General features: G+C 70.6%; 26 protein-coding genes and 4 tRNA genes. 12 read left to right on the top strand and 18 right to left on the bottom strand.

Annotated elements, in window-relative coordinates:
* Positions 1-2 precede the first annotated feature (2 nt).
* Positions 3-413 (bottom strand): hypothetical protein, encoded by a 411-nt coding sequence (locus Dsi01nite_RS46065; protein WP_203852799.1) that lies wholly within the window; start codon positions 411-413, stop codon positions 3-5.
* A 48-nt stretch (positions 414-461) separates the two neighbouring features.
* Here Dsi01nite_RS46065 and Dsi01nite_RS46060 point away from each other — a divergent pair, with 48 nt between their 5' ends.
* Positions 462-971 carry a DUF6980 family protein gene (locus Dsi01nite_RS46060; RefSeq protein WP_373318940.1) on the top strand — a complete coding sequence of 170 codons (510 nt, stop codon included), beginning with the start codon at positions 462-464 and terminating at the stop codon, positions 969-971.
* Here Dsi01nite_RS46060 and Dsi01nite_RS46055 read toward each other — a convergent pair.
* Both Dsi01nite_RS46055 and Dsi01nite_RS46050 read right to left on the bottom strand, forming a co-directional pair.
* Complete coding sequence (locus tag Dsi01nite_RS46055) at positions 958-1,374, bottom strand: nitroreductase/quinone reductase family protein (RefSeq protein ID WP_203852797.1); 417 nt, start codon at positions 1,372-1,374, stop codon at positions 958-960. The two genes, Dsi01nite_RS46060 and Dsi01nite_RS46055, sit on opposite strands and share 14 nt — an antisense overlap.
* 78 nt (positions 1,375-1,452) lie before the next feature.
* Entirely contained in the window at positions 1,453-3,171 is a 1,719-nt protein-coding gene (locus tag Dsi01nite_RS46050; protein WP_203852796.1) for a RecQ family ATP-dependent DNA helicase, read from the bottom strand.
* 200 nt (positions 3,172-3,371) lie between these two features.
* Here Dsi01nite_RS46050 and Dsi01nite_RS46045 point away from each other — a divergent pair, with 200 nt between their 5' ends.
* Both Dsi01nite_RS46045 and Dsi01nite_RS46040 read left to right on the top strand, forming a co-directional pair.
* The gene (locus tag Dsi01nite_RS46045; RefSeq protein ID WP_203852795.1) at positions 3,372-4,259 is read left to right on the top strand and encodes a sigma-70 family RNA polymerase sigma factor; all 888 of its coding nucleotides are present in this window, start codon (positions 3,372-3,374) and stop codon (positions 4,257-4,259) included.
* Between the two features lie 36 nt (positions 4,260-4,295).
* On the top strand, positions 4,296-5,036 hold the full coding sequence (locus Dsi01nite_RS46040) for a YaaA family protein (protein WP_203852794.1): 741 nt from the start codon (positions 4,296-4,298) through the stop codon (positions 5,034-5,036).
* On the opposite strand, the gene Dsi01nite_RS46035 is transcribed toward Dsi01nite_RS46040, so the two are convergent.
* Positions 5,037-7,793 (bottom strand): AfsR/SARP family transcriptional regulator, encoded by a 2,757-nt coding sequence (locus Dsi01nite_RS46035; protein ID WP_203852793.1) that lies wholly within the window; start codon positions 7,791-7,793, stop codon positions 5,037-5,039. It lies immediately after the preceding gene.
* Between the two features lie 308 nt (positions 7,794-8,101).
* On the opposite strand from Dsi01nite_RS46035, the gene Dsi01nite_RS46030 reads away from it, so the two are divergent.
* Complete coding sequence (locus Dsi01nite_RS46030; RefSeq protein WP_203852792.1) at positions 8,102-9,664, top strand: CehA/McbA family metallohydrolase domain-containing protein; 1,563 nt, start codon at positions 8,102-8,104, stop codon at positions 9,662-9,664.
* Positions 9,665-9,673: 9 nt separating this feature from the next.
* Here the strand turns inward: Dsi01nite_RS46030 and Dsi01nite_RS46025 are convergent.
* Positions 9,674-9,749, bottom strand: a tRNA-Gly gene (locus tag Dsi01nite_RS46025).
* Between the two features lie 194 nt (positions 9,750-9,943).
* Between Dsi01nite_RS46025 and Dsi01nite_RS46020 the strand changes: the two genes are divergently transcribed.
* From Dsi01nite_RS46020 to Dsi01nite_RS46005, 4 genes are all read left to right on the top strand, one after another.
* Positions 9,944-10,894, top strand: coding sequence for a CapA family protein (locus tag Dsi01nite_RS46020; protein WP_239136732.1), 951 nt, complete (start codon positions 9,944-9,946; stop codon positions 10,892-10,894).
* 110 nt (positions 10,895-11,004) lie between these two features.
* Positions 11,005-11,077, top strand: a tRNA-Gly gene (locus Dsi01nite_RS46015).
* A gap of 16 nt (positions 11,078-11,093) precedes the next feature.
* Positions 11,094-11,164, top strand: a tRNA-Cys gene (locus tag Dsi01nite_RS46010).
* Positions 11,165-11,198: 34 nt separating this feature from the next.
* Positions 11,199-11,273 (top strand) — tRNA-Val (locus tag Dsi01nite_RS46005).
* A gap of 102 nt (positions 11,274-11,375) precedes the next feature.
* Here the strand turns inward: Dsi01nite_RS46005 and Dsi01nite_RS46000 are convergent.
* Genes Dsi01nite_RS46000 through Dsi01nite_RS45990 form a run of 3 tightly spaced genes read right to left on the bottom strand, consistent with a single transcriptional unit; the run spans position 11,376 to position 14,993 of the window.
* Positions 11,376-12,887 carry a LacI family DNA-binding transcriptional regulator gene (locus Dsi01nite_RS46000; protein ID WP_203852790.1) on the bottom strand — a complete coding sequence of 504 codons (1,512 nt, stop codon included), beginning with the start codon at positions 12,885-12,887 and terminating at the stop codon, positions 11,376-11,378.
* 30 nt (positions 12,888-12,917) lie between these two features.
* Positions 12,918-13,259, bottom strand: coding sequence for a helix-turn-helix domain-containing protein (locus tag Dsi01nite_RS45995; RefSeq protein WP_203852789.1), 342 nt, complete (start codon positions 13,257-13,259; stop codon positions 12,918-12,920).
* Positions 13,260-13,313: 54 nt separating this feature from the next.
* Complete coding sequence (locus tag Dsi01nite_RS45990; RefSeq protein WP_203852788.1) at positions 13,314-14,993, bottom strand: replication initiator; 1,680 nt, start codon at positions 14,991-14,993, stop codon at positions 13,314-13,316.
* Between the two features lie 38 nt (positions 14,994-15,031).
* Between Dsi01nite_RS45990 and Dsi01nite_RS45985 the strand changes: the two genes are divergently transcribed.
* Positions 15,032-15,721 carry a hypothetical protein gene (locus Dsi01nite_RS45985; RefSeq protein WP_203852787.1) on the top strand — a complete coding sequence of 230 codons (690 nt, stop codon included), beginning with the start codon at positions 15,032-15,034 and terminating at the stop codon, positions 15,719-15,721.
* A 71-nt stretch (positions 15,722-15,792) separates the two neighbouring features.
* Here the strand turns inward: Dsi01nite_RS45985 and Dsi01nite_RS45980 are convergent, their stop codons facing one another.
* From Dsi01nite_RS45980 to Dsi01nite_RS45945, 8 genes are all read right to left on the bottom strand, one after another.
* Positions 15,793-16,842: a hypothetical protein gene (locus Dsi01nite_RS45980; protein WP_203852786.1), complete on the bottom strand. Its 1,050-nt coding sequence runs from the start codon at positions 16,840-16,842 to the stop codon at positions 15,793-15,795.
* The gene (locus Dsi01nite_RS45975; RefSeq protein WP_203852785.1) at positions 16,842-17,114 is read right to left on the bottom strand and encodes a hypothetical protein; all 273 of its coding nucleotides are present in this window, start codon (positions 17,112-17,114) and stop codon (positions 16,842-16,844) included. Before Dsi01nite_RS45975 ends, Dsi01nite_RS45980 begins: the two co-directional genes overlap by 1 nt.
* A 116-nt stretch (positions 17,115-17,230) precedes the next feature.
* Entirely contained in the window at positions 17,231-17,914 is a 684-nt protein-coding gene (locus tag Dsi01nite_RS57880; protein ID WP_239136730.1) for a hypothetical protein, read from the bottom strand.
* The gene (locus tag Dsi01nite_RS45965) at positions 17,911-18,765 is read right to left on the bottom strand and encodes a DUF6197 family protein (RefSeq protein WP_203852784.1); all 855 of its coding nucleotides are present in this window, start codon (positions 18,763-18,765) and stop codon (positions 17,911-17,913) included. The genes Dsi01nite_RS57880 and Dsi01nite_RS45965 overlap by 4 nt, the downstream gene beginning before the upstream one ends.
* A 177-nt stretch (positions 18,766-18,942) precedes the next feature.
* On the bottom strand, positions 18,943-19,362 hold the full coding sequence (locus tag Dsi01nite_RS45960; RefSeq protein ID WP_203852783.1) for a hypothetical protein: 420 nt from the start codon (positions 19,360-19,362) through the stop codon (positions 18,943-18,945).
* A gap of 15 nt (positions 19,363-19,377) precedes the next feature.
* Complete coding sequence (locus Dsi01nite_RS45955; RefSeq protein ID WP_203852866.1) at positions 19,378-20,217, bottom strand: FtsK/SpoIIIE domain-containing protein; 840 nt, start codon at positions 20,215-20,217, stop codon at positions 19,378-19,380.
* Positions 20,218-20,311: 94 nt separating this feature from the next.
* Positions 20,312-20,761, bottom strand: coding sequence for a single-stranded DNA-binding protein (gene ssb, locus Dsi01nite_RS45950; protein WP_203852865.1), 450 nt, complete (start codon positions 20,759-20,761; stop codon positions 20,312-20,314).
* 109 nt (positions 20,762-20,870) lie between these two features.
* Complete coding sequence (locus Dsi01nite_RS45945) at positions 20,871-21,731, bottom strand: hypothetical protein (protein ID WP_203852782.1); 861 nt, start codon at positions 21,729-21,731, stop codon at positions 20,871-20,873.
* A gap of 112 nt (positions 21,732-21,843) precedes the next feature.
* Here Dsi01nite_RS45945 and Dsi01nite_RS45940 point away from each other — a divergent pair, with 112 nt between their 5' ends.
* The 3 genes from Dsi01nite_RS45940 (at position 21,844) to Dsi01nite_RS45930 (ending at position 24,035) form a co-directional block, all read left to right on the top strand.
* The gene (locus tag Dsi01nite_RS45940; RefSeq protein ID WP_308442138.1) at positions 21,844-22,683 is read left to right on the top strand and encodes a GntR family transcriptional regulator; all 840 of its coding nucleotides are present in this window, start codon (positions 21,844-21,846) and stop codon (positions 22,681-22,683) included.
* A gap of 40 nt (positions 22,684-22,723) precedes the next feature.
* A complete protein-coding gene (locus Dsi01nite_RS45935; protein ID WP_203852781.1) occupies positions 22,724-23,230 on the top strand; it encodes a nucleoside deaminase in 507 nt (168 codons plus the stop codon).
* Positions 23,231-23,444: 214 nt separating this feature from the next.
* Positions 23,445-24,035, top strand: coding sequence for a hypothetical protein (locus Dsi01nite_RS45930; RefSeq protein ID WP_203852780.1), 591 nt, complete (start codon positions 23,445-23,447; stop codon positions 24,033-24,035).
* A 41-nt stretch (positions 24,036-24,076) separates the two neighbouring features.
* On the opposite strand, the gene Dsi01nite_RS45925 is transcribed toward Dsi01nite_RS45930, so the two are convergent.
* Both Dsi01nite_RS45925 and Dsi01nite_RS45920 read right to left on the bottom strand, forming a co-directional pair.
* Positions 24,077-24,628 (bottom strand): hypothetical protein, encoded by a 552-nt coding sequence (locus tag Dsi01nite_RS45925; RefSeq protein ID WP_203852779.1) that lies wholly within the window; start codon positions 24,626-24,628, stop codon positions 24,077-24,079.
* Positions 24,621-26,351 (bottom strand): hypothetical protein, encoded by a 1,731-nt coding sequence (locus Dsi01nite_RS45920; RefSeq protein WP_203852778.1) that lies wholly within the window; start codon positions 26,349-26,351, stop codon positions 24,621-24,623. Before Dsi01nite_RS45920 ends, Dsi01nite_RS45925 begins: the two co-directional genes overlap by 8 nt.
* Positions 26,352-26,497: the final 146 nt, after the last annotated feature.

Raw genomic sequence — 26,497 nt, 5'->3', positions numbered from 1 at the left:
GATCAGCCGGCGGCGATCGACGGCGGGGTGTCGGTGTCGATGACGGTGGCCTGCGAGAACGCGGAGTCCAGCTGCGCCTGCAGCGCGTCGAGCTGCGAGAACTCGGCCTGGTGCGACGACTCGCTGCCCTCGGCGGCGAAGACGTGGTCCGACTCGGCGGCCGAGTGGTCGTAGGACGTGAAGTCCGACTCCTCGTAGTGCGCGCCGTCCGGGTTGCTGTACTCGACGTGGTGGCCCTGGTCGAACGAGGTGTTCTCGGCCGACGCGTGGTCCTGCTCGTAGACGTTGAACTGGTTGTTGTAGTCGGACTCGCTGGCGTCGACCTGGTGCAGCTGGTCGAGCGACTCGTGCTCCTGGCCGGTCTCGACGTGGCCGTAGTCCGCGCCGGTGTCGCCGCCGTCGTACTCGCTCATGGTGGGTCCTCTCGGTATGGCGGGGGGTGTGGATTTGCGATTCAGGTGATGACACTAGGAGCGCCCTGGTGGCGTCGAATCCCCGGAACGTGCCAGTGGCGGGAGCGTATACCGTGGTCAGGGGCCTGGACTATCCCCGAAACGACAGTTGTCCTCCTGCCGGACACCCGACAGAACGGGCCCGCCATACTGCGTGCCGTGCGTAAACATTGCTGCGACGGCATGCGTGCTCAACTGGCCCTGTCCGAGTCGGAGGACGGCGAGGACGACCCGGACGTGGTCGTGGTCTACGACGCGAAGTTCGACGAGTACGGGCTGCCGGTCCGGGACGGCGGCACGTCGATGACGGTGATCGGGTACTGCCCGTGGTGCGGCGGGCGCCTGCCGGCGTCGCGGCGCGACGCGTGGTTCGACGCGATGGAGGGCCTCGGCCTCGATCCGTGGGAGGACGAGATCCCCGAGGAGTTCCACGGCGACGGCTGGTGGGCCGGGGACCTGGTCGAGGAGGCCGTCAACCGCGAGCACCTGACGCCCGAGAAGGTGATCAGCCCCGTCTGAGCAGCTCGACCACGGGGATCTTCCGCTCGACGCCGTTCTGGTGCTCGGTGAAGAACGGGTAGCGCTCACAGATCCTGGTCCAGAGCACGGGCCGGTCCTCATCGGCGACGGGGCGGGCGACAGCGGCGTACTCCTCGCCCTCCGCCTCCACGGTGACGGCCGGCTCGGCGACCAGGTTGCGGAACCAGTCCGGGTCATTGACGGCGCCCGCGTTCGAGGCGATGACATACATGCCGTCGTCGACGCGGATGTACATCATCGGCGTCGTGCGCGGCTGCCCGCTCCTGCGGCCGGCGGTGGTGAGCAGCAGGAGCGGCCGGTCCTCGATCCTTCGCCCGGAGGCGCGGAACTCGGCGATCAGCTTGCGGTTGTACTCACGCTGGTCGACGGGCAGCTCAGTCATGTCCCCAGCCTAGGCGGTGGCCGGCAGCGGCGCCTGCCGACCACCGCCGGGGCACGGACCTCAGGAACGCACCCGGGGTCAGACGGGCTCCAGCAGCTTCGACTTCTGCACGATCGGCACCGACAGCGTCTTGTACCCGACCTCCTCGAACAGCACGACGACCCGGTCCTGCTCGTAGGCCATGACGGTGCCGGTGCCCCAGGCGGTGTGCCGGACCTCGCTCGACACCGGGAACGGCCGCGCCAGGTCGACGACCGGGATCTCGTCCGCGGGAAGGGTCGTCGTGGTCCTGCGGAAGATCCGCCGGTACCACGGCACGTGCGGCACCACCGGGTCGACCACGACGGTGCCGTTGGCGCAGTTGTCGCAGTGCCCGCACGCCCGTTCGGCCTGTTCGCCGAAGTACGCGAGCAGCGAGTTGCCGCGGCAGTTGGCGCTCTCCGCGTACTGGCGCATCATGTCGATCCTGGATCGCCGCAGCGTCTGGTGCCGCTCGAACTGGGCGAGGGCGAGCCGGGACGCCTCGGCCGGGGTGGGCGCGTAGCGGGGGGTGCCGATCTTGTTGCCGGACAGCACCTCGACGGCGCCGACCTGCTCCAGGAGGCTCAGCAGCGAGGTGACCTTCCGGGCCGGCAGCCCGCTGCGGGTGGCGAGGGCGGTCCGGCTGACCGGGCCCTCGCGCAGCGCCGCGGCGAGCTGGGTGAGCTCGTGGCCGTCGGGGGCGCCGGCGGCGAAGAACCGTTGCAGCGACACGTCCTCGGGCCGGAAGAACAGCACCGTGCGCGACGCCTCGCCGTCCCGGCCGGCGCGGCCGATCTCCTGCAGGTAGCTGTCGGGGGAGTCCGGCAGCGCCACGTGGTGCACCCAGCGGATGTTGGGCTTGTCGACGCCCATGCCGAAGGCGCTGGTCGCGACCATGACCGGGATCTTGTCGGCCATGAAGTCGGTGTACCGGCGGGTCCGCTCACCGGACGCGAGCCCGGCGTGGAACGCGACCGCCTCGACGCCGTGCTCGGTGAGCCGGGTCGCGTACTGCTCGGCGATGGCCCGCGTCGGCGCGTACACGATCCCGGGCCGCGGCTCCTTCCGCACCTGGGCGAGCAGCCGCTGCCAGCGCTGCTCGTCGCTGGTGCAGTGCACCGTCGCCAGCTCCAGGTTGGCCCGGTCGAGGCCGGCGACGTGCGTGAACGGGTCGTGCAGCCCGAGGGACTCGGTGATGTCCGCGCGCACGGGCGGCGACGCCGTCGCGGTGAGGGCCACGATCACCGGCCGGCGCTTCCCGTCGCCGAGCTCCCGGATGAGGTGGCCGAGCTGCAGGTAGTCGGGGCGGAAGTCGTAGCCCCAGGCGGAGACGCAGTGCGCCTCGTCGACCGCCACCATGCTCGGCTTGAGGTCACGCACCTCCGCCAGCCTGGCGGGGTTGCCGAGCTGCTCCGGCGTGATGAACAGGAACCTGGCGGTGCCGGCGCGCAGCGCCTCCAGGGCGGCCTTCTGCTGGTTGGGCGTCTCCGCCGAGCTGATCCGGACCGCCTGACCGTCCTGGCGGCGGTTCAGTCCGGCGATCTGGTCCTGCTGCAGCGCGAGGAGTGGTGAGATGACGACAGTGGGTCCGGGCAGCAGCATCGCCGGGACCTGGTAGATCGCGGACTTTCCGCCGCCGGTGGGTAACACCACGAGAGCGTCCCGCCGCTTGAGCAGGGCGCGCATCGGCGGAAGCTGTCCTGCGCGCAGCTGTTCCCAGCCGAAGTGCTGGCGTGCGACGCGGCGTAGGCGGGGTGCGAGCGGTACAAGATTCATCGCGGGCGACTGTACCGGTGTTCGAATGCCACGGCGCGCTGAGCGAGTTTCTGCGACACGCCGAATCTGAGCACTCTCACCGTCTCGCAACCAAAAGGCACCCGAAAGTGACGGCGCCAGCACCCTTCGTAGCCGAAAGTTCTTCGTGTCAGCAGGTGGACCGCCTGCACGGGGTTCACCACAGACACGAGGGGGAACCGATGACAGCGACCCTTGAGGGTGCCACGCTCAAGGTCCAGTTGGAAGGCCGCGAGCTCGAGGATCTGATCCGCGAGCACCTGCCACTCGTCGGGCATCTGGTGCGCCAGACGCTCGGACGCCTACCCGCCCACGTCAGCCGCGAAGACCTGGTCTCCGCCGGCATGGCGGCCCTGGCCGGCGCCGCGAAGGCGTTCGACCCGAGCCGGGGCATCCCGTTCGGCAGCTTCGCCACGACCCGCATCCGGGGCGCGATCCTCGACGAGCTGCGCGGGCTGGACTGGGCGAGCCGGTCGGTGCGGGCCAGGGCCAGGCAGGCCGACGCGATGCAACAGGAACTGACCGCGGCGCTCGGACGCACCCCGACCAACCATGAGCTGGCCGAGGCGCTGGGCGTCAGCGTCGACGAGCTCCAGTCGATCGACGACGACGTGCAGCGGGCCGCGGTGCTGTCCCTGCAGGGGTTCGCGGCCGGCAGCGCCGAGGACATGGTGCCGGAGCGGGCCGCCGGCCCGGAGGACCTGATCCTGCACCGGGAACGGATCGGCTACCTGCACAACGCCGTCGAGGCGCTCCCCGAACGCCTCGGCAAGGTCGTCAAGGGGTACTTCTTCCAGGAGCGCCCCATGATGGAGATCGCCCACGACCTCGGTGTCACCGAGTCACGGGTCTCCCAGCTGCGCGCCGAGGCGCTCATGCTGCTGCGCGACGGCCTCAACACGCACCTCGACCCGGATCTCGTCTCGATCAGCGACAAGCCGACGGGCTGCGTGGCCCGCCGGCGCGAGGCGTACCACGACAAGATCGCCAGCGCCGGCAACCTCAACAGCCGCCTGGCGCAGACGAACCACCACGGCATGCCGTTCCTGCAGGCCGGCCGGCACGCCTGAGGGCTCTGTCGCAACAGTCCCTTGTACCCTCGGGCGGTGCTGATCCTGCTGCCACCGTCCGAGGGGAAGGCCGCCGCCCCGCGCCGCGGCGCGCCCCTGGACCTCGACCGGCTCGGCCTGCCGGCGCTGTCCGCCGCCCGCACCGCGGTCATCGACGACCTGGTGAAGCTCAGCGGCGACCCGGAGCTCGCCCTCGCGACGCTCGGACTGACCCCGGGCCTGGCGGACGAGGCGGCCCGCAACGGGCACCTGCGCACCGCCCCGGCCGTGCCGGCCGCCGCGCTGTACACCGGCGTCCTCTACGACGCGCTCGACCTGGCGTCGCTGACCGGCCCGGCGCTCGCCCGCGCCCGCAAGCAGCTGCTGATCTTCTCCGGCCTGTGGGGTGCGCTGCGACCCGCCGACCGGGTCCCGACGTACCGCTGCTCGATCGGCGTGCGGCTGCCCACCACCGGCGCCCTCACCGCGCACTGGCGCTCGGCGCTGCCCCCGGTCCTCGACGAGCTCGCCGGCGACATGCTCGTGCTGGACCTGCGGTCCTCGGCGTACACCGGGATGTGGACCCCCCGCAACGCCGTCAGCGTCCGCGTCCTGCACGGCGGCAAGGTCGTCAGCCACTTCAACAAGGCCACCAAGGGCCGCCTGGTGCGCGCGCTGCTGCTCGCCGGCGCCCGCCCCCGCACCCCGGCCGCGCTCGCCGCCGCCGTCCGCGACCTCGGCTACGACGTCCGGGTGCGCCGGCCCGCCGAGCTCGACATCCACGTCGCGGCGCTGTAGTCACAGCTTGCCGATGCGTTCCTCCAGCTCCGCCGTGCGGGGGTTGGCGTCCATCTCACGGCTGATCCGCAGCGCCTGCGCATAGGTCTCCCGGGCCGCGTCGCGGTCGCCGCGCGCGGCGAACAGGTCACCGAGGCCGCGCAGCGGGAAGACCTTGCCGAAGCGGTCGCCCGCCTGGTCGAACAGTTCCAGCGAGCGCCGGTAGTGCCCGGCCGCCTCGTCGAGCCGGCCCAGGCTCAGGCAGACCAGCGCGATGCTGTCGAGGGTGTACGCGGCGCCGTGCCCGTCGCTGGACGCGGACTGCAGGTCCAGGGCCCGCTCGAGGGGGACGAGCGCCTCGTCGAACCGGCCGAGCAGCGTGAGGGTGTAGCCGTACGTGTTGAGCCCCTGCGCCTGGTCGACCGGCCCGCCGTGCGCCGTGGCGAGCTCGACCAGTCGCCGGGCGTGCTCGAGCGCCTCGGGGAGGCGGTGCGCGGTGAGCATCGCGGCGGCGATGCTGCTGTGCGCGTCGGCCTCGGCGACGGGCAGCCCGGCGTCGCGGTACAGCTCGGCGGCCCGCAGCCCCGCGTCGCGGGCCGCGTCGGGCCGGCCGAGATACCCGTTCGCCCGGGCGATCCCGTGCGCCGCGTACGCCTCGCCGAGCCGGTCGCCGCGCTGCCGGGCGGCCCGCGCCGCGGCGTCGTGCGCGGCGAGCTCGTCGCCCCAGCGCCCGGTGCGCTGCTGATAGTCGATCAGGGCGCGGGCCAGCCGGGCCGGATGCAGGGCGAGCCCCGGGTCGTCGGAACCGGCGGTCAGGGATACGGCGGCCATGAGCGCGCGGTACTCGGCGGCGAACCACGCCGTCGCGTCGTCCTGACCGGTGAACTCCTCCGGCACCGTGCCGGGTGCGACCGGCGGCAGCGGCACCCTCCCGCGGAACGGGTCCAGCCGCGGCGCGGCGTCGGCGGCGCTGTGCAGGTAGTGGTCGAACAGCCGGCGCAGCGCCGCGGGCGCGCCCGGGTCGCCGGCCGCCTGCTCCTGGGCGAAGGCCCGCAGCAGGTCGTGGAAGCCGTACCGGCCGGGCTGCGCCTCGGTGAGCAGGTGCACCTCGGCGAGCTCGGCCAGGACCGCCGCGGCCCGCCGCGCCGGCGTGCCGGTCAGGCTGGCCGCGACCGGTGCCGTGACGTCGTCGCCGGGGTGCAGCCCGAGCAGGCGGAACATCCGCGCGGCGGCCGGGCTCAGCCGGTGGTAGGACCACGAGAACACGGCCCGCACGTCGGTCATGGCGTCGGTCCCGGCGAACGGGTCGAGCCGGTGTTCGGCGTCGGCGAGCTCGCGGGCGACGTCACCGAGGGCCCGCCGCGGGTCGGTGGCGACCCGCGCGGCGGCGATGGCGAGCGCGAGCGGCAGCCGGGCGCACCGGTCGACGATCTCCTCGACCGCCTCCGGCTCGCGCGCCACCCGGTCCGCGCCGAGCCGCCCGGCCAGCAGCTCGCGGGCCTCGCGGCGGCTGAGCAGGTCGAGCGGCAGCGGCACCGCCCCCTCGCCGGCGACCAGGCCGGTGAGGCTGTCCCGGCTCGTCACCAGGACCAGGCAGCCGGGCGCTCCCGGCAGCAACGGCCGGACCTGCCGGGCGTCGCGGGCGTTGTCGACGAGGATCAGCATCCGCCGGCCGGCGATGGCGCTGCGGTACAGCGCCGCCTGCGCGTCGATCCCGGCCGGCACCCGCTCGGCGGGCACCCCGAGCCCGTCGAGCAGGACCCGCATCGCCTCGTCGGCGCCGGCCACCGCACCGGGCGGCCCGAACCCGCGCAGGTTGACGTACAGCTGGCCGTCGGGGAACCGGCGCGCGGCCCGGTGCGCCCAGTGCACCGCCAGGGCGGTCTTGCCGACCCCGGCGGTCCCGGACAGCGCCGAGATCACCACGGCCGTGCTGGTCACGTCGGTGCCGTCGGCGAGCGCGTCCAGCTCCGCGATCGTCGCCTCCCGCCCGGCGAACCCGCGCACATCCAGCGGCAGCTGCGCCGGTACCGATGGCGCCGTCCCGTCGTTTCCGGCGGACCGTGGCTCCGGCTGCGCCGCGGGAGTCTCCCCGAGCAGGATCGAGCGGTGCAACGCCTGCAGGGACGGTCCCGGGCTGGCGCCGAGCGCCCCGGCGAGCCGTTCGCGCAGCTGGGCGTACACGTCGAGGGCCTCCGCGTAGCGCCGCTCGGCCTGCAGCGCCCGCATCAGCCGCTCCACCGGCTGCTCCGCGAGGGGGTGCGCGGCGACGACCGCGGCGAGGGGTCCGATGACCGCCGGGGCCCGCCCGCGCCGCAGCTCGTCGTCGGCCCAGGCGACCGTCGCGTCGCGCTGCTCCTGCCGCCAGTGCGTGCGGGTCGCCGCCGCCCAGGCGCCCTCCACGTCGGCGAGCGGCGTGCCGTGCCACAGGTCCAGCGCCGCGCGCGGTGCCGTGGCCGCGAGCCGGCGGAACCGGTGCAGGTCGACCACGTCCGGGTCGACGTCCAGCACATACCCGCGGGCGCGCCGGACGATCGGCACCACGTGCCGGAGCCGGGCGACGTAGGCGTAGACGGACTGGCGGACCTGGTCCGGCACCTCCTCGCCCCAGACCCGGTCGACGATCTGGTCGACCCGGACCGAAGCGCCGGCGTCGACGGCGAGCGCCGCCAGGACCGCCCGCTGCCTCGGGTGCCCGATGGCCGCCGGGTGCCCGCCGGTGCGGACCTCCACGGCGCCGAGGAGCCGGATCTCGAGCCGTTCATGATCGTGGGACATCGACCTCAAGCATTCAGCAAGGTTTTCGTTCGGGGCAACCGTGATCCTTGTCGGTGGACGGCGCTCCGGCTCGGCAACGGGGGAGGCGGAGCGCCGTACAACGTTGCGTTTTCGCTGTTCCGCTGCGGTACGCGCGGCAAGGCGGGCAAGGTCGGAGGGTGGATACGGGGGTTTCCCGGCGTGGCGTGCTGCTCGCTGCCGCCGCTGTGCCGGCTGCGGCCGCGCTTCCGGCTGCGGCTGCTGCTGCGGCTCCGGTTCCGCGGCCGGTCAGCATGGCGACGCACATCCATGGGCCGTTCAGTGAGGGCGTGGCGAGCTACGCCGCGCACCTGGACCAGGCCCGCAAGCACAAGGTCGACGTGGTCTGGTTCACCGACCACGACTTCCGCATCGCCGCGGCCGGGCACCGGCAGGCCGTGCACTTCGACGGCACCGCCGAACCCGAGCACGGGCTCGCCTGGACGTGGAAGCAGCACGTCGTGGGCAAACCCGGCAGCCACGGCGCCGACTTCGTCGCGGCCCCGCACTCGCCGCACGACGGCCCCGGCAAGGCGCTGCGGCTCACCGCCACCGGCGCCGGCGCGGTCCGCTTCGAGGGCGTGGCGTGGAACGCGATGGCGAACGCCTGCGTCGACGACACCACACTGACCCTGGACGTGCTGCCGGAGCAGATCGGCAGCGGCGGGGCACTCACACTGGACCTGCAGCTGTCCAACCAGCCGGGGAAGGGGATCCTGCGCGTCGCGTACCAGATCGGCGACGTCGACAAGGTCACGCACAAGGCCGACGGAGCGCAGGGCACGGTCCGGCTGCCCGTTCAGCCGGGCGCGTGGCAGCGGTTCACCTTCGTGCTCCGCGACGACATCGCCAAGCTGTGGCCCGACATCGTCGCCGGCGACAACGCGCTGACCGGGCTCGCGCTGGAGGTCCGGCAGGGCCGGTTCGTCGCCGACCGGCTGACGTTCAACCGGAGCCGCCGCGCGGGCCAGGCCGGCGAGCAGCTGCGCGCCTCGATCATCGACGCGGTCGCGCTCCGGTATCCGGACGTGACGCAGTACCGGGCCCTCGAGGTGTCGATGGTGCGGCACCTGAACTGGTTCGGCGGCGACCTGACGCTGCCCGCCTTTCCGAGCCCGCCGGTGCGCGACAACGACGCCGCGCTGACCGCGTCCATGGTCCGCTGGCTGCACGCGCACGGCGGTCTCGTCTGCTGGAACCACCCGATGGACGTGGCGAAACGCGACGAACTGGCGAACCTGGTCGTGACGCGGGGCGCCCTCGGCGTCGACCTCGTCGAGATCGGCCGGGATCCCCTGGAGGACCTGCTGTGGGTGTTCGACGTCGCGGCCCGCAACGGCGTGTTCTTCACCGCCCTGGGCTCCAGCGACGACCATGACGCGACCGACTGGGCCGCAAACGAGGAGCACTTCGTCAGCCACGTGTGGTCGCCGTCGAAGCGCCGCGCGGACCTGCTGCGGGCGCTGTCGGCGGGCGCCGCCTGGTTCACGGACCTGACCTCGTACCGCGGCGCCATGGACCTGCGCGTCGGCGACGTCTCCTACATGGGCGCGGTCCTGGTCGGCTCGGCACCGGTGGCGCTCGACGTGTCGGCGACGAAACTGCCGAAGGGCGCGACCCTGGAGATCATCACCGGCAAGCTGGGCACCGGCCTGCAGCCGTCCACGTCGGTGGTGTCCGTGAAGACCGGGACCGCACGGACGACGGTCAAGCCGGGCACCTACGTGCGGTCACAGGTGCGACTGAAGGACAAGACGGTCGCGGGGGTCTCGAATCCGCTGTGGCTGCTCGCGAAGACACCGGCAACGCCGATCCCGGCGGCCCGCCGTAGGGCGCTGCCCTACGGCGTGTGACCTGCTTTTTGGAGCGGACGACGAGATTCGAACTCGCGACCCTCACCTTGGCAAGGTGATGCGCTACCAGCTGCGCTACGTCCGCGTTGCACGTTGTTGCTGTTGAACCTTGGTGCCGTTCGACTGTAGCGCATCGTCGTGTTGCGTTCCCGGAGGGGGGCGTCACCCGTTAGCGTGATCGCCGTGAGGCGAATGGTGCTCGTGATTCCGCTGCTGCTTGCCGGCTGCTCCTCGGCTGCCTCGCCTGCGCCTGCGCCTCCTCCGTCCTCGGCTGCCGCGTTGCCCGCGGTCCCTTCCTCGCCGGCCCCGGTCGACCTGACGCTCGTGTTCGCCGGGGACGTGCACTTCATGGACCGCACCGCGAAGCTGCTCAAGGACCCGGCGACCGCGTTCGGCCCGGTCGCGTCGCAGCTGTCCGGGGCGGACCTCACGATCGTCAACCTGGAGACCGCGATCACGTCCAGGGGGACCGAGGAGCCCAAGACCTATCACTTCCGCACCACTCCCGTCGCGATCGACGCCCTGAAGGCCGCCGGCATCGACGCGGTCAGCATCGCCAACAACCACACCCTCGACTACGGCCGCGTCGGCCTCCTCGACACCCTCGACGCGCTGCACGCGGCCGGCTTCCCCGCGTTCGGTGCCGGCGCGGACGTCGACGCGGCGTACCGCCCCTGGCTGACCACCGTCCGCGGCGTGAAGATCGCCGTCCTCGGCTTCAGCCAGGTCGGCGAGCTCGCGTCCAGCTGGGCCCCCGGCCCGTCGAAGCCCGGCGTCGCCATGGCCTTCGACACGACCCGCGCCGTCGCCGCCGTCACCGCCGCCCGCCAGCAGGCCGACCTCGTCATCGTGTTCAACCACTGGGGTGACGAGGGCAACAGCTGCGCCAACAGCGCCCAGAAGACCTTCGCCGGCAAACTCTCCGCCGCCGGCGCCGACCTGATCATCGGCGCCCACGCCCACACCCTGCAGGGCTCCGGCTGGCTCGGCCCCACGTTCGTCGCGTACGGCCTCGGCAACTTCCTCTGGTACGGCACCTCCAAGAGCGTCGAGACCGGCGTCCTGCGCCTCACCGTCCGGGGCCGCGCTGTCACCCGCCGGGAGTTCCTCCCCGCTGTCGTCTCCGACACCGGCCAGCCCACCCTGCTCACCGGCGCCGCCGCGACCAAGCTCAGCCAGCGCTACGCGGGCCTCTCCACCTGCGCCGGCCTCACCGCCTCCGCCCCGTGACCTCTGTGTTTCTTCCGTTGACACGCCGGATCGGGATACCGGTTTGGCATGGGGGATGAGGGTCGGCTAGAGTTTGCATCCGTCGCCGGGTGCACAACTGGCCGGGCGGTGCGGACGTAGCGCAGCTGGTAGCGCATCACCTTGCCAAGGTGAGGGTCGCGAGTTCGAATCTCGTCGTCCGCTCGGGAAAAGTGACCACGGTGGGGTGGCCGAGAGGCGAGGCAACGGCCTGCAAAGCCGTGTACACGGGTTCAAATCCCGTTCCCACCTCGAGAGGCCACACCACGGTGGGGCACCTCAGCTAGGGCGATTGGCGCAGTGGGAGCGCGCTTCCTTGACACGGAAGAGGTCACTGGTTCAAACCCAGTATCGCCCACCAAGTAACACCAGGTAAGGACCGGTAAGCCCCACAAGGGCGCCGGTCCTTTCTCGTTCTCCTGACCCCCTGGGGAGAATTCTGGGAGAAGATCTTGGTCGTTCCTCACGACTTCTCCCGCAGGAGTCGATCGAGCACCGTCACCGGTGATCCGGGTCGCATCCGGCGGCGGGCGTCGAGCGCCTCGACCCAGAGGTCGGTCAGGCCATCGAGGAGGGTCGCGACCATCTTCGACGTCGAGTGGGAGTAGCGGGCCTGGATCGAGCCGTCCTCGTGGCCGATCTGGTCGTCCATCAGCGGCGCCGGGGTGCCGAGTTCTTCCATGACCGTCTTGTAGGTGTGGCGGAAGCCGTGCGGGGTCAGGCCCGCCGCGATCGGCAGCCAGCATGCGTCGGCGTGCAGGGTGCTGTTCCGTCCCCGGATCGGCACGCCCGGCCAGGGCTCGCCGAGGATCGGCACGGGCCGGGGGAGCAGGGGTGCCTTCTGCGGGTACCTGCCGGTCACGGCGGGCTGGAACAGCCACATCGCGAACCCGCTGCGGCGCTGATGCGCGGCCAGCTCGCCTCCTGCGGCGCCCCGTACGTAGCCGAGGTCCTGGATGGCCGACTCCACCTTCTCGCGGGTGCCGTCGGAGACGGAGACCCGGCCGTTGAGGACGTTGGAGACGGTGCCGACCGCGACGCCGGCCCGCCTGGCGACGTCGACCAGCTTCGGTCCCGGTCGCTGCGCTGCCTTGTTCGCCGCCCGGTGACCGCTGAACGTGTAGACGTACCCGTGGCACGTGCACGGCTTCGGTGCCGCGTGCGCGATGTGCTCCCGGACCAGCTTTGCCAGCCAGGCCGGGATGAACACGGTGCGGTACGAGTCGTCCTTGGGCGGGCAGCGGACCAACTCGCCGGTGTCGAGCTCGTAGAGCTGCCACTCGATCCGGATCGCGTCGTGCCGCACGAACCGGGTCTCCAGGCCGACCATCTCACCGAAGCGCATCCCGGTGAACGCGAGCAGGACACAGACCACGAACTCCTCGTCCCGGCCCGACAGCAGCGCCAGCCGCTCGGCGATGAGCAGCACCCCGAGGACGGTCGTGATGGTCTTCTCCGGTGCCCGCTTCTGTGACCGCCCGGCCCGCTTGCCCCGGCCCCGGCGGCGGGTCGCCGGGTTCGCCGCGATCAGGCCGTCGCTCTGCGCGTCGGCCAGGACCAGGTGCAGCAGCGCCCGCCAGGACTTGATGCTCGACTCGGCGTAGACCAGGGCACGTTCCCGCTGCTCCCACGCTCGGACCTCGTCCTCGGTGATCGCGCGGAGGTCATGGTGCTCGAACGCCGGCAGCAGGTGCTCCTCCAGGCGGTTGCGGTAGTTCTGCATGGTCGACGGGGCTAGGTCGAGGCGGTCGTACCAGCGGTTCGCGTACGCGCCGAACGTCATCGGCGCCGCAGCCAACTGCTGGAGGATCCCGGCGCGCACCTTGGCCTCGGCTTCGTCGGCTGCCTGCTCCGCCTTGCGGCGGGTGCTGAACCGGACCGTGCGGCCCGCCTCGTCCTTGACCGATTCGTACTTGCCGGTTGCTCCCTTGTACCGGCCACGCCAGTAGTCGGTGCGCTTCTCAGCGAACCCCATCCCGATCAGTTCCTTCCTGTTGTGTGCGCGTCATGCCGCTGATTGCGAGACGTCCCGCAGCGCCCGCCGGGGTGTCCTCGCCCGGAGTCGGGTCACCGGCTCGACCGCTGCCACCGGCTCAGGCCGGCGCGTCGGCGCGGCGATGACCTGGACGGGTGCCGCGTCGCCCGGGAGCACCTCGGCCCCACGGATGATCGCGGCGACGTGCTCATCGGTGAACCGGTAGCCGCCGCCGATCCACGCGTACGGGATCCGCCGCTTGCGGGCCTGCTCCTTGACCCACCACTCAGAGCAGCGCAGCATCGCCGCCACGTCAGCCGGGCGGTGCAGCACCTGAGCCGTGCGACCTCGGTCCGGGTCGGCGGGCGTCATGCCAGTTCCTCTCATCGATGTGGTGTCAAGCTGTCCTTGACGGGGGATCGACGTTCATGCGGCGATGCTGGTCAGGTACTCCCGTGCCTTGTCCTGGTGCTCACGGGCCATGGCGGCGGAGGTGTTGGCGAGCATCGCGTCAGCGGGGGAGAGCCACCCGGCGCCGACGAAGGCGAGGAAGTTGACGACGAGGGTCGTCGGCTCGTCGAGGGTCTGGCCGGCGGTCTGTGGGCCGCTGGTTTCGGTGCGGCGGAAGACGACGCGGCGGTTGCGGAGGAACGCGAACGTCGCGGTGTACCGGCGGGATTTGGTCAGGAAGTGGCCGCCGAAGCCGAGCATGTGGGCCCATCGGCGTAGCCGTCGCCATGGTGCGGCGGGGTCGGTGGTCGCGACGCGGATCGTGGCGCAGCTGCGGTGGCCGCAGGCGCCGACCTTGTGGTTGAGGCTGCAGAGCGGTCCGGCCAGCGTCGGCCGCCACGGCGGTGGTTGCAGGATGGCGGTGCAGCTGCGGTGCAGGCACGGCCGGCCGCAGGTGGGGCCCTGCACCGGCCAGCGGGGGCCGCCGAGGGTCCAGCAGGCGTCGACGAGGCGTTCGGTGTGGGTGCCGTCGGGGTCGGCGTACACGTTGATGGTCGTGTCGGTGAGGCGGCTCGAGGTGTGGCCGGTGACCTCGGTGGATTTGGTGGCGTACTTGGCGAGGTACGCGGCGACCATCCCGTCGGTGACGTCGCCGTCAGCGGCAACCGTGATGATTTTCGTCAGGAGCTGCTCGCCCCACGTCATCCGCCACCCGTTCGGGACAGCAGGGTGCGGCGGCGTGGTGAACCGGGTGACGCGGGCGGCGTGTTCGACCGCGGCGACCAGGTCGTGCGCGTCGATCCCAGCCGGCGGTGGAACGGTCGCGCCGGGGTCGTCGGGGTTGTCGGGGTCGGTGCCGTCGAGGCGGATGATGGCGTGGAAGTGGATGACGCCCCGGCGTTGCATCTCGGCGGCCTTGCCCATGGCGAGCCGGAAGGTCTTGGGGTCGAGGCCTCTGGCCCGGGCGAGGCGGCGGATGTACTTGCGGATCGCCTCAGCCGTGCGCCGCCACAGTTCGGTGGACTGCAGGTTCCACACGACCTGCGCGGCGTGGTCGTAGCAGTCCAGACACATCGGGGTGCCGAGGTTCTGGTCGGTGAGGTCGTGCCGGGCGAAGCAGACCAGGCGCCGGCCGTGCGGGCAGACGCTGAGGTCGCGGCGGGCGTGGCACGGGTCGGGGCGGCAGTCGCAGGTGGCCCGCCTGCCGCAGGTGTGGCGTTTGACGACGCGGGTGTGGACCTCGCCGAAGCTGGGCGCGGTGAACGTCGGGAACACCGCTGGGTGTTCGGTGACGTGCTCGGGGACGCCGAGGCCGCCGACGAGCCCGGCCCGGATCAGCTGGTACGCGTCGCGTTTGTACGTCTGCGAGCAGGACGGGCAGACGCTGTCACGCCGGTTGCCGCACGCCTTGTAGATGACCCCGTCGGGCATCCGGGCCGTGTCCGCCGACGCGAGGAGCCGACCGGTAGCCGTCTCGATGGTCAGCATCGTGCCGGCGAGCCGGACCGGACGGGTGCACCCGGACGCGGCCTTCACGTGCGACAGCCACGCCGGGTAGTCGGGTCGGGCGGCGCGGGCGATCGCCTGCAGGCGGACGTCCGTCGAGCGGGCCATCAACGCCAGCGCACCCGGCGACGCGGCAGCGGTGGAGGTCACCACAGCGTCCGTCCCGTGGCACCGGATACCGTGACCTGATGAGCTTCGGTGTCGGTGTCTGGTTCGAACCCGGACCGGTCACGGAGCAGCAGGTGGCTGAGCGGTACCGGAAGCTCAGCGTCGCCGGTGTTCATGGCGTCGCCCCGACGCAGCCACAGGTTGCAGCGTTCTACCGGCAGCTGATCGGGCTCTATCCCGAGCTGGGCACCGTCATCGGTGAGGAGACCGACCGGCGATCGCCGTGGGCGGCACGCTTCGCCACGACACCGGTGTCCGTATGCATGTCCATCGCGGCGGCCGAGGCCGATGACATGCCCGCGCACGTGCGGGAGCTTGCCGACTACCACCAGTTGGTCTGCTACTCGCCGCAGACCGGTGCCACGAGCATCCCGGATGTCGCCAACGACGGCGAAGGACATCTCCTGGGGTCCTGCGACGGTTCCCGGTCGGTGAATCCCGCGCCGGCACACATCGAGCAGACCCTGCGCAGGCTGTCGGCTGAGAACTCCTTCGTGCTGCTGCGGCATCGCGACAACGGCACGAGCCTCCAGGTCCTTCCCACCGACCGGACCGGCGACCCGGAGGGTCTGTACCGTCTGACGCTCGTCACGACCGGTGTTGGCACGTTGCGCATCACCTGGGCCTCGGATCTCAGCGATGTGATCGAGGCGTTCCAGCGGTACGTGAGCGGCGATGGCACCTGGACTGACCGCTTCATCTGGGTGTAGCCGGGTCGGCTCGGCGGCCGGGGCCGTGCCCGAGGCAGAAGCTTCGGGCGCGACGCTGGACGTCGAGACAGTCACCGGGTCGCCTTTGCGGGGCGGTGGCCGTTGACGGTCGGGTGGTCGTTGCCGATGACGGTGAGGATCTGCGTTGCGGTTTCCGAGGACACGCGCAGTCGCAGCGCGAGCTGTCCGGCGATGATCGGCATGCCGGTGTCGGCGAGGTACTGCCTGGCGATGGTCCGGGCGCGGTCGAGCAACGCCGGGTCCACCAGCGGCTGCTGGTGTTGTGCACTGGCCGGCGAGATGACCGGTGGGTCGCTCGCGGGCGGTGCCAACGGCTGGGCCGGGGTGGTCGGGCTGGTCGGCCGGGCCGGGCCAGGACGGGCAGCGGGGCCGGGTACGGCGGCCGGGGCCGTCGGTGTCGCGTGGATCGGGCGTGGCCGGACCCGCTCGGCGAGTTCCGCCGGGGTCGGCGTGACCGCCTGGGTCAGGGCCGGTGCCGCCACGGAGGCGGGTTCGGCCGGACGGTTGTCGTCGTCAGAGGTCGTGCCGGGCGGTTGCTCGGGCACGGTGTTGGCTGCCAGGCCATATGTTGACGCCGCGTCGTGCCCCGGGGTCCGGGTCGCATCGTGCGGTGTCACGACAGTTTCGTTGGTGTGTTGGGTGTCGAGTGGTGCGGCTGTTCCGCGTTCTCGACGGATGAGTGCGCGCATGTGCACGGCGAGCCCGGCGACGGTCGGCGGCAGCGCGCCGATGACCGCCGCGAAGACCGCGCGCCAGAGGATTTCGGTCTCGGTCCAGATCGTCAGCGCGTGATACGCCGACTGGGCCGCGATACCGATACCGGCGGCACCGTAGGTGTTCTTCTTCGCGAACGCTGCGACCTTCGCCGGGACCGACGACATCCACAGCACCAACGCGATGACGACGTAGCCGTCGACCGCGAGCGGCAGGAGCCACGATTGGTGCAGCGTGACCTCGCCGATGGTGGCTTTGCCGGTGAACCCGGCCAGGACGGCGAGCGCGATCCAGGTCCCTGTGGACAGCCCGAACGAGGCTGCCAGCACGAGCCAGGACGCGAACGACGCGAGCCGGGGTTCTCCCGTGACCTGCTTATCGGCCATCAGGCACCGACCGGGCTGCTGTGGTACTTGGCTGCGGCCCGCATGGCCTGGACCACCTCGGGGGTGGTCACTGCCGGGTCGGTGCACCAGGACAGGACCTGGTTGAGGCCCTCCCGGTCCTGGATGGTCAGCCGGCCGGACGCGGCGAGGTAGTCGCGGAACATGTCCACGATCTCGGCGAACTCCGGGTCGGCGGCGTACAGGTCCTTGCAACCGGCCAGGTTGCGCCAGTACCGGTCGCCCGACGCGATGACGGCGAGCGTTTCGATCACGCCAGCTGGACGCGGCGAGACCGGGTACTGGAGCCAGTACCGGTGTCCGTCAGCGATGCGTTGCGCGCTGTGACGCAGGACCTGAGCAGCACGAGCAGCGTTGTTGTACATGGCGGTCAGCCCTTTCCGTTGACGAGGTCGAACAGGGTCGGTACGTCGCGGGCCGGGGATGGCGCCGGTCGGGACGCCTGCCTCGCCGCTTGGCGGCTCTTGCGGGCCGTCTTGCGGTCGTGCAGGTCGTCGAGCTGATCGGAGGTCAGGCGGGCAACCGCCTGCTTGTCCTCGGCGCGCCTGCTGAACAGCAGCGGACGCACGGTGGACAGGGACGGGCACTCGGTCGAGTCGCCCTGGTACCGGTGACCACACCCCGGGCACGCCGAAGGAACCGGCGAACCGGGGTGATGGGCGGCGAACACGTCGACGAGCGTCGACACCGACACCGTCAGGCCCGCTTCGGTGAGCCGACGGTCCAGACCGGGACGCTCCGACTTGTCGCCGTAGCGCATCTGGACCGCTTGCCGGGACACGCCGAGCCGGGAGCCGATCTCGTCCCACGAGTACCGGTACGGCACCGCACGAAGACCGCGAACGGCCTCCCGCACCACCGCGTCGACCTCGCCGGACAACATCGCCAACCCAGCGAGCGCCTCGATGTCGCCGGCCGCGACCCGACGGGCGTAGGCCCGCAGGATCCGCCGTGCGAACGCGTCGAACTCGCTGGACTCCACGACCCGCTTGGCCCGCTTCGCCCGCTTGCCCGACTTCACTGTCAAGCCGGGCTTGACGCTCCGCGCGCTCATTCGGCACCACCCAGAGCCGAGCCCTGACCGGTACCGAACTGCGGGTCGCCGGGCACGTGCCACGGCGACGGTTTCCCGTCGTCGTACTCGTCGCCGTCCTCGCTGTAGTTGCCGGTGTGGTACGCGCACTCGTCGAAGCCGCTGTCGCAGTGGCAGTGCTCGACGCAGGCGTCGCAGTCCTCCGAGGTGCCCGCGACGTGCGGGTCTCCCTCGTGCGGGAGCTGCTTCAACCAGACCCGGTGCAACGCCCGGACCACCACCTGGTCGTCCGGGTTGTCCACGCCGGCGGACTCGTACAGCCCACAGGCCCGGCACGTGTACATCCGCGACACGTGGAGCTGGTCCGTCAGGCCGTCGCCGATCGCGCTGAACGGCTTGTACTGGCTGAGGCGCATCGTCTCGTCGTTGCACTCGCACCATGGCGCGGGCATCGGCAGCGCCACTTCCCACAGCACCGCGAGGACTTCCCCGACGGTGCGGCCGTCCACGTCGTTGAACCCGTACACGCCGCCGATCTCGCCGAACGTGTCGTCGGCGTAGGTGTTCAGCTGCTGCACCGCCGTGGCGAACGTCGGCCAGCACGGGTGCGTGACGTTGCCCGACGGGTCCGCTGCGGGGTAGCCGTAGCAGACCATCGACAGGGCACCGACCAGGCACGCCGCAGGGTTCACAGCGTTCGGGTCCGCGTAGTACTCACGCTGGTTCCAGCCGTGCTCCGACAGGTACTTCCCGGCGGCCAGCAGCGCGTCACGGACCGAGTCATCGGCACCTGACGCCTTACCAGCGGCCGGCAGGCCGGTGACACGGGCGGTGATCACGGTGTCCGTGACCTGAATTTGGGTAGGGTGCATCGCAACCGTCTCCTTCCATTGGAGGGCTGTCGGTGGTTAGGACCGGCGGCACCGGAACGCTTCTCAGGGCGACTGATCCGGTGTCGTCGGCTGGCCCTGGCGACCACCGCCCGAGCCGCGCACCCCTCAGATCTGGGGGTCGCGGCCCGCACGGAAGCGGCCAGGCGCCGCAGTGGGCTATTCGTGCCAGTGCTGCACGACCGTCACGCACCGCCGCCCGACCGTGCCGCCGAGCGCGACGAGCACGGCCACAGCGACGACGGCACCCACGACCGTTGAGGTCGAGATCGCGGTGATCGTGATCTGTGCCAGCAGCCAGCCACCGGCCGCGAGACCGCCGAGCACGGCCGGGGTCGCGATGAGCAGCGCCCGCCGGACCTTGCGGTCGTGCCGGCGGATCTCGTCCTGGCGGCGCTGCCAGGCCGCGTACTGGTCCCGCCGCTGCATGCTCTGCCGGTGCTGGCGGCCCATCGCGTCAGCGAGAGCCAGGGCGAGGACGGCCGGGGGGACGTTGGTCAGGTCGGCGCCGCCGGGACGCGTGGCGGTGTCGACGTAGTGGATGACCCGAGGGGTCTGGGCGGGCAGGTTCTTGGTCATGACAGGGCTCCTAGTTCACGCTGCGACGACGTCGAGCGGACGCCGCTTCTTGGCGTTCGGGTCAGGGATCGTGATGCGCAGCTCGCGCGCCTCGGCGCGGCGGCCAGCGGCGTACGTGGCGATCCGGCCGCAGGTGTCGTCATCCAGCCACGCGGTCCGCATCAGCAGCGGCACGCCGCCCTCGGCGATGAGCAGGTTCGTGCCCCGGCTCGTCGGGGGAATCGACGTCGCGGACCAGCCGCGGTTCGCCCACCCGTTCGCCAGGATGATGTCGGAGGACGAGTCGGTGGTGCAGCGGAACGCCGCCCGGTACGCGAACAGGTCCCGCAAGCTCGTGGGGATGATGTCCGACGACGGCCGCTGCGTCGCCGCGACCACGATGATCCCCACCGCCCGACCCCGAGCCACGAGGTCCCGGACGAGGCCCGAGAAGTCCTCCCGCTGCTTCTTGTCGCCGATCGTCGCCGTGTAGTACGCGAGTTCGTCGATCGCGATCAAGATCGGGGAGAACTTGTCGTTCGGGCGGATCTTCCGGCGCAGCCGCCACCGCAGATACCGGTACCGGTTGTCCATCACGATCTGCAGCCGCTGCAACGTGGCGATGGCGTGACGGATGTCCGGGCCGACGAACACGTCCGCGCACGACTCCCACTGCCCCAGTTCGACTTGCTTGCCGTCGAACAGGCACAACCGACAGTCCAAGCTCAGCGCCGCATGCGCGACGATCACGTTGAGCAGGCTGCTCTTCCCGCCACCCGGCTCCCCGCCGATCAGCAGGTTCCGATAGATCAGCGGGACGCTGACCGAGGCGCCGACGTCATCGATGCCGAGGAACACCCGGTCGAAGATGGACATGTTCAGGTCGCGCACCCCCGCCGGGACCGTGATCCCGGCGGGTTCCGCTTCCTCGAACAGGTCATCCAGCGTCTCGTCGACATCGGACCGGACCTCAAGCAGCCGAAGCCAGGGCCGGGCGCTCGGACGACGCCGACGCCCACGCGTCGTCACCGTCGAACGCCGGCGCGAACCCGTCCCCAGTGGAGGCGCCGGAGCGGGTGAGCTTGGCGACCTTCGCGGTCGCGAACCGCAGCGACGGCCCGACCTCGTCCACATCGAGCTGGATCATCGAGCGCTTCTCGCCCTTGTCGTCCTCCCACCGCGACTGCCGCAACCGACCGACCACGACCACCCGGGCGCCCTTGGTCAACGACTCCGCCAGATGCTCGGCGAGGGTCCGCCACGCCGTGCAGGTCAGGAACAGCGGCTCCCCGTCCCGGTACTCGTTGCTCGCCTTGTCCCGCACACGGGGCGTGGAGGCCACCGTGAACCGGGCCATCGCGACACCCTTGTCCGTGTACCGCAGCTCCGGATCGGCGGTCAGGTTCCCGACCACCGTCATCTCGTTCGCCACAACGTCACTCCCTCAGCTACGTCCAGCACGCCAACCCCTGGCGGCCACCGCACCCACCCGACCGACGCCGGGCAGGACGGAACCCGTCAGCGACTACTCAGCGACGACCCCTCGGCTGTTCCACCGGCTCAGGCGCCGCCACGTCCTCCAGGTCCAGGGCCCACGCCTCCGCGTGGCCGGTCTCAGCCGGGGCGGTCGGGCCGGGCATGTTCGCGAACAACGCGGCGAGCGGTGAGACGTGGTCACCGGCCAGGGGGTCACGGCGGGACAGGTCGACCCGGATCAGCGCCGCGAACCGCGCCGACGCCCGCACCACCCGGACCTCAGACGCCCAGCACGCCACCGCCAACTGACCCGCCTTGCCGTCCAGGGCCGCCAGGTCGAGACCGGGCCGCAGCCACACCCAGACCCGCTCACCCGCAGGGGTCGGCTTCGCCCACAGGATCAGCGGCAGGCTCCCCGCCCGGGCCTGGCCGGCAGTGCGGATGACCTGTGAGAAGCACAGCCGCAGCCGATGCCGCACGATCACGCACCACGCCCACGCCACCACCTGGCGCCGCAGCCCTGGCACGGCCGCGACGGGACCGGCGACCAGCAGCACCAGGACCAGCGACACCCACGCAGAAGTCGCGTGCGCCAGCCACGTCAGCGGCGCCGCCACCCCGAGCGCTGCACCGATCTCGATCGCCCACCACCACAGCGCCCGTAGCACCGGCCACGCCGCCACGAACACCGCCAGCGTCAAGCCGAGCACCGCACCGATGACGAGTCCCAGCGGCACCGCCGCCCAGCCGGACATCCCCGCCACGAACAGCGCGGCTGCGGCCGCAGCAGCACCGACAGCGCCACCGGCGAAGAACGCCAGCCGGGCCTTCTGCGCATACGAGCGCGACACCGGCGCGTCGACAAGCGCGATCGTGCCGACCCTCCCGCCACCAAAGAGCCTGCTCAGACCCATCCGAACCTCCACTGCTGTTTGCAGGTTTGTGGGTTTGTGGACAAACTTTCTAATGGTGAGCGTAGATGTGCGGAGCGTGAGTCACAAGAGGTTCGTCCACAAACCTGCAAAGATGGAGAGCATGGAGCCGCGTCCCACCGCCGTCCGCCCGCCGATCCACCTCCGGATCGCGGACGACATCCGCATGCAGATCGAGCGCGGCGAGCTTCCTCCCGGCGCGGCGCTGCCCACGCTGGCCGAGATCAGCGCCAAGTGGTCATGCGGCATGAACTCCGCACGCGGCGCGATTGCCCTGCTCAGAGCGCAGGGCCTCATCACCTCGGGACGCGGCAAGGCGCCCGTCGTACGCATCCCGCCCCGGCGGGTGATCCGCTCCTCGGAGCGGCATCAGATCGAGAAGGACCTGGCCCTCCAGCCGGAAGCCGAACGCGGCGCCATCGGCGAGGCCGAGACCAACCTCAACATGTCCATCGGCGCCCAGCGGTTCTCATCGCAGTACGACCGGGTCCAGGCAGGACCCGAACTGGCGAAGGTGTTCGACGTCGAGCCCACGACGCTCATGCTCCGCCGGCAGTGGGAGGCGACCGACCCGGACACCGACCTACGGTTGTCGTGGAGCGTCTCGCACATCCCGCTCGACATCGTGAAGGGCAACCCGGCGTTGCTCGACCCGAACAACGAACCCTGGCCAGGCGGTACCCAACACCAGCTGTCGACGGTGGGCGTGGAGATCATGAAGATGGTCGACGAGGTCACCGCCAGGATGCCCACGACGGTGGAGGCCCAGCTCTGGGGGCTTTCGGCAGGCGTACCGCTCATCTTCTGCCGCCGGATCTCGATCGACGCCGACGGCCGGGTGATCGAGACGTCTGACGCCGACTACCCGGCGGACCGCACCGAGCTGCACTTCGTCACGCCACTTCGCCCATGGCCGAAGAAGCGTCAAGCCTGACTTGACGCCGTACCCACGAACCCTTCAAAGGACAGGACCCATGCAGGTAAGCCTCAGCGCGACCGACTCCGAGTTCCTGAGCCGCGCGATCGACATCTCCCGCCACGCCCTCGAAGACGAAGGCAAGACCCCGTTCGGCGCCATCATCGTCATCGACGGCAAGGTCATCGCCGAGGGCACCAGCAGCGTCGTCGAGCTGATGGACCCGACCGCCCACGCCGAGGTCATGGCCCTGCGCAACGCCGGCCAGGTCCTCCAGCGTCACATCATGACCGACGCCGTCATGTACGCCAGCAGCGAGCCCTGCCCGATGTGCCTGGTCGCCTGCTACTGGGCGCGCATCCCTCGACTTGTGTACGGCGCGTCGAGCTACGACGTCGGCACGTACGGTTTCGAAGACTTGCAGCTCTACCGCGAGCTCACGGTAAAGTCCGACCTGCGCACCCTCCGCGTCGAAGCCGCCGCCGGTGAACTCCACGCCCAAGCCGCTGACGTCCTCAATTCTTGGGCCGCGCAACTCCCGGCACCGGTCGTGCCGAAGCTGTGACGTCCATAGCGGTGCGGGGTAGCGATGCCAGCATCCAGTAGATCGCATCGCGTATCAAACAGGAGCCAAAGATCATATAAGACGCCGAACTATAGACGGTTGCACCAACCGTCCGGGAATCTACAGATTTACATACTTTCGCGAAGATCACTTGCCGCTGCCGTTGCGCCAACGTCCTACGTTGAAGTCAGACCGGGCGATACGGAGGGCGTTCATGGACGTTACAACCCTGATTGCAAGCGCGCTGGGCGGGGCGTTCGTACTTATCGGCGACCTAACATCTAGGATTTCCGCGCGACGCCAAGCCGATCGTATTCGCCAAGCCATGCTCCAGGACGCAGAGCGGAATCAGGCTGTTCAGGACACACGCGACAGGAAGCGTGAACTCAGAGAGCGCGAGCGACAGGCAGCCGAGACCATGCTCTCCTATATCCGCGAGCACAATGTCACACTAACTGACGCCACCGACGACGAAGCGAAGCAATTTGCGAGTGGCCTAGCCAAGGTAATTTCCTTCGAGTCTATTTACGTCTCCGATCCGACAGTGCGTCGGTACCTTTTCTTGAGCTCAGAGATCATGGACATGGTCTCAGCGGGAGAGCTACACGCCAAAAGCGCCGTGTTTGCGGTACGCTTTAATTGCTACATCTGGCTTGGCGTCTGGATCAGGGAAGAACGAGATGTGCCACCACCAACCGAAACCTGGGCGAGGATGGCCGCGCAGCTTGCAGACGCTGGAGCGAGATTCCGATCCAGGATGCAATCAGAAGGATGCGAGATAGAGGACCCTCTGCAGTATCTATGACGGATGTCCGCTGTCACTAGGTCAATTAGCAGGTCGGCCTATCACGTCATGATGCCGACCCACAATGGGTTCCGATCGCTGTACGGGCCGACGACATTCTCCTCGTGCGGATCCAACGCGATCAGCCCTTCGCCGGCCCACGCTTCGAGGACAACGTCAGGCGGTGGGGTGTCGATCCAGATGCCGTCCGGGGGCGTCACCGCCGACTGCCGTCCCGCCCTGGGCAGGATGACCAGACGGATCAGGTAGTCGCAGTCCGGCGTGCCACTGCGGTCCATGCTTCCGGCCGCACCGACGTACGCGAGCTGCCGCCGCACCCTGGCCAACCAGTCCTCATGCTCCAGCTTTGCCCGCTCGTACCCGACCGCGCCGCCGAGATCGCTCGGCGGGTCGTAGTGCAACAGCCGGCGAACCGTGATGCGCTCCGGCGACCGCAGCAGCCGCTTCGCGACGGCCAGGTCCAAGGCATCCCGCACGCCCGCCGACGCTGGGTCGAGGAGCCAACGATCGGCGAGCTGGACGACCCAGACCGTCTCGGCGGCCTCGATCGCGCCGGGCGCGGCGATCCACTGCGCGTCCACGTCGTCAGTCACGAGCCAGTACCTCCCCGACGATGCTCAACAGCTCCCGCTCCTGCTCCGGCCGTGGTGGCAGCAGCCGTCGCGCCGACACCGTCCACATGGACGCCACCGGTTCGGCGGGCGTGGACGCTCGCAGGCTGAACCGCGCCTGCTGCAGCGCCCCGCCGAGCAACGGCGCCGGCAGCCGGCCGACGAACGCCTCTGCCTGCGCCGGGCGGTGCATGGCCAGCCGGACGAGCGCCGCGAGGACCACCGCGCCGGGACGCTCGCCGAGGGAGCGTCTGGGTATCCGGCTCGGCTCGGCATGCTGGACGTACGCGTCCCGAACCACGTTCTCCACGCAGCGCCGCGTCGGCGCGCTGAGCAGCGCCTCGGCGACCCAGTCGAGTGCGGCGTGCTCGTCGGGCAAGCAGTCGTACGTGGCGAACATCGTCAGCTGGCTGCGCAGGTACCGCTTGTCGGTGGAGTAGCTCGCGTCCGACTCCCACCCGGCCGGCGGCACGAAGTTCCGGTTCCGCAGCCCCGCGATCACCGTGGCGGCCAGGTCGAGGCTGACCGTACCCAGGCCACCGCACGCCGATACGAGGCCACCCGCGGTCGTGGAGCGCTCCCCATCCCTGCCGATCCGCCGCTCGATCTCGGTGAACACGCAGGCGTCGTCCCAGTAGTTGCCGAAGAACTTTTCCCCGGTCAGCACCTCGCACAGGATGTACAGGCCGACGCCCGCGTGGCTTCCGCCGAACTCGCACAGCGCGGACAGCCACAACAGGACGGCGCGCGGGTCGCTGAACCCGTACGGCCAGGGGTCGCTCTCCGCCCGGAAGAAACCCGGCGGGTCGGGGTCCACGAACAGCACGATCTGCTGGCGGCCCTGACTCAACGCGATGCCGATCTGGCGGCTCGCCGGGTCGTTCGGATCGGTCTGCAACCGCTCCTGCGCACATTGCTGCAGCCAGGCGATGACGCGGCAGACCTGGCCGAGCGCGACCGCAGCGGCGGCCTCGTCTCGCTCGGCGGTCTCCCGGTTCGGGAAGGTCAGCTCGCTGAGCCGCCAGCTGGTCTGCAGCACCCCACGTACCAACGGCGGCATCGCCACCCGCGCTGCGTCGCCGGTCAGCGACTCGAACAGCACCGACCGGCCGAGCCGCTCCGTCAGGTGCGTCAGCAACGCCAGGCGGTGGCGTGCCTGATCGGCCGTCTTGTCGTCCTGGCAGCCGTCCACGATCTCTGACACGCGGGCCGCGATCTCCGCAACGTCACTTCGGTCAATCGAGTACTCGATCTCGTCGTTCAGGTCCGCCAGCTCGTGATGCTCCACGCTCGGCAGCCCGGCATCCGCCGCCCGGTGCAACCTCCGACTGGTCAGCCGGACGAGGATCTTCCGCCGCCCAGCCGCCGACCGGAACCGCATCAGCACCCACAACGAGTCGAGCCCGAACCCGAGCTGCACAACCGTGAGCACGGCGCCCGCTGCCGCAAGTCCCGAGTGCGACCAGATGTCCCCGGCCGCCGCGCACATGATGCCGACTGTCGCCGTCGCCAGCCAGGACAACGCGGCCATCGCCCGCATGAGGTCCCCGAACGACGGCCAGCGGGTCTGCGGTGTGATCGTGACCGCGAACACGATAGTCACCGCGGTCAGCATCGCGGAGAACAGTCCGAGGTCCACCTGCCACACGACGTCAGCCTTGTCAGACGGCGGCCCCGCGTCCTGCAGCACGTACGTCGCGCTCATGCCGACGGCAACCGCCACGATCGCAGCCCGGATCAGTTGCCGCCGACTGGGTACGAACAACAATCGGATACGCGGCATGCAGTCTCCGTGGCTGACGCTGAGCGAGGGTGCTCAGAACCTATCAGCGTTGATCGCTTTCCGGCCGT

The sequence above is a fragment of the Dactylosporangium siamense genome, from assembly GCF_016862795.1.
Classification (GTDB): Bacteria; Actinomycetota; Actinomycetes; order Mycobacteriales; family Micromonosporaceae; genus Dactylosporangium; species Dactylosporangium siamense.
This window is presented reverse-complemented; position numbering and strand designations above follow the sequence as displayed.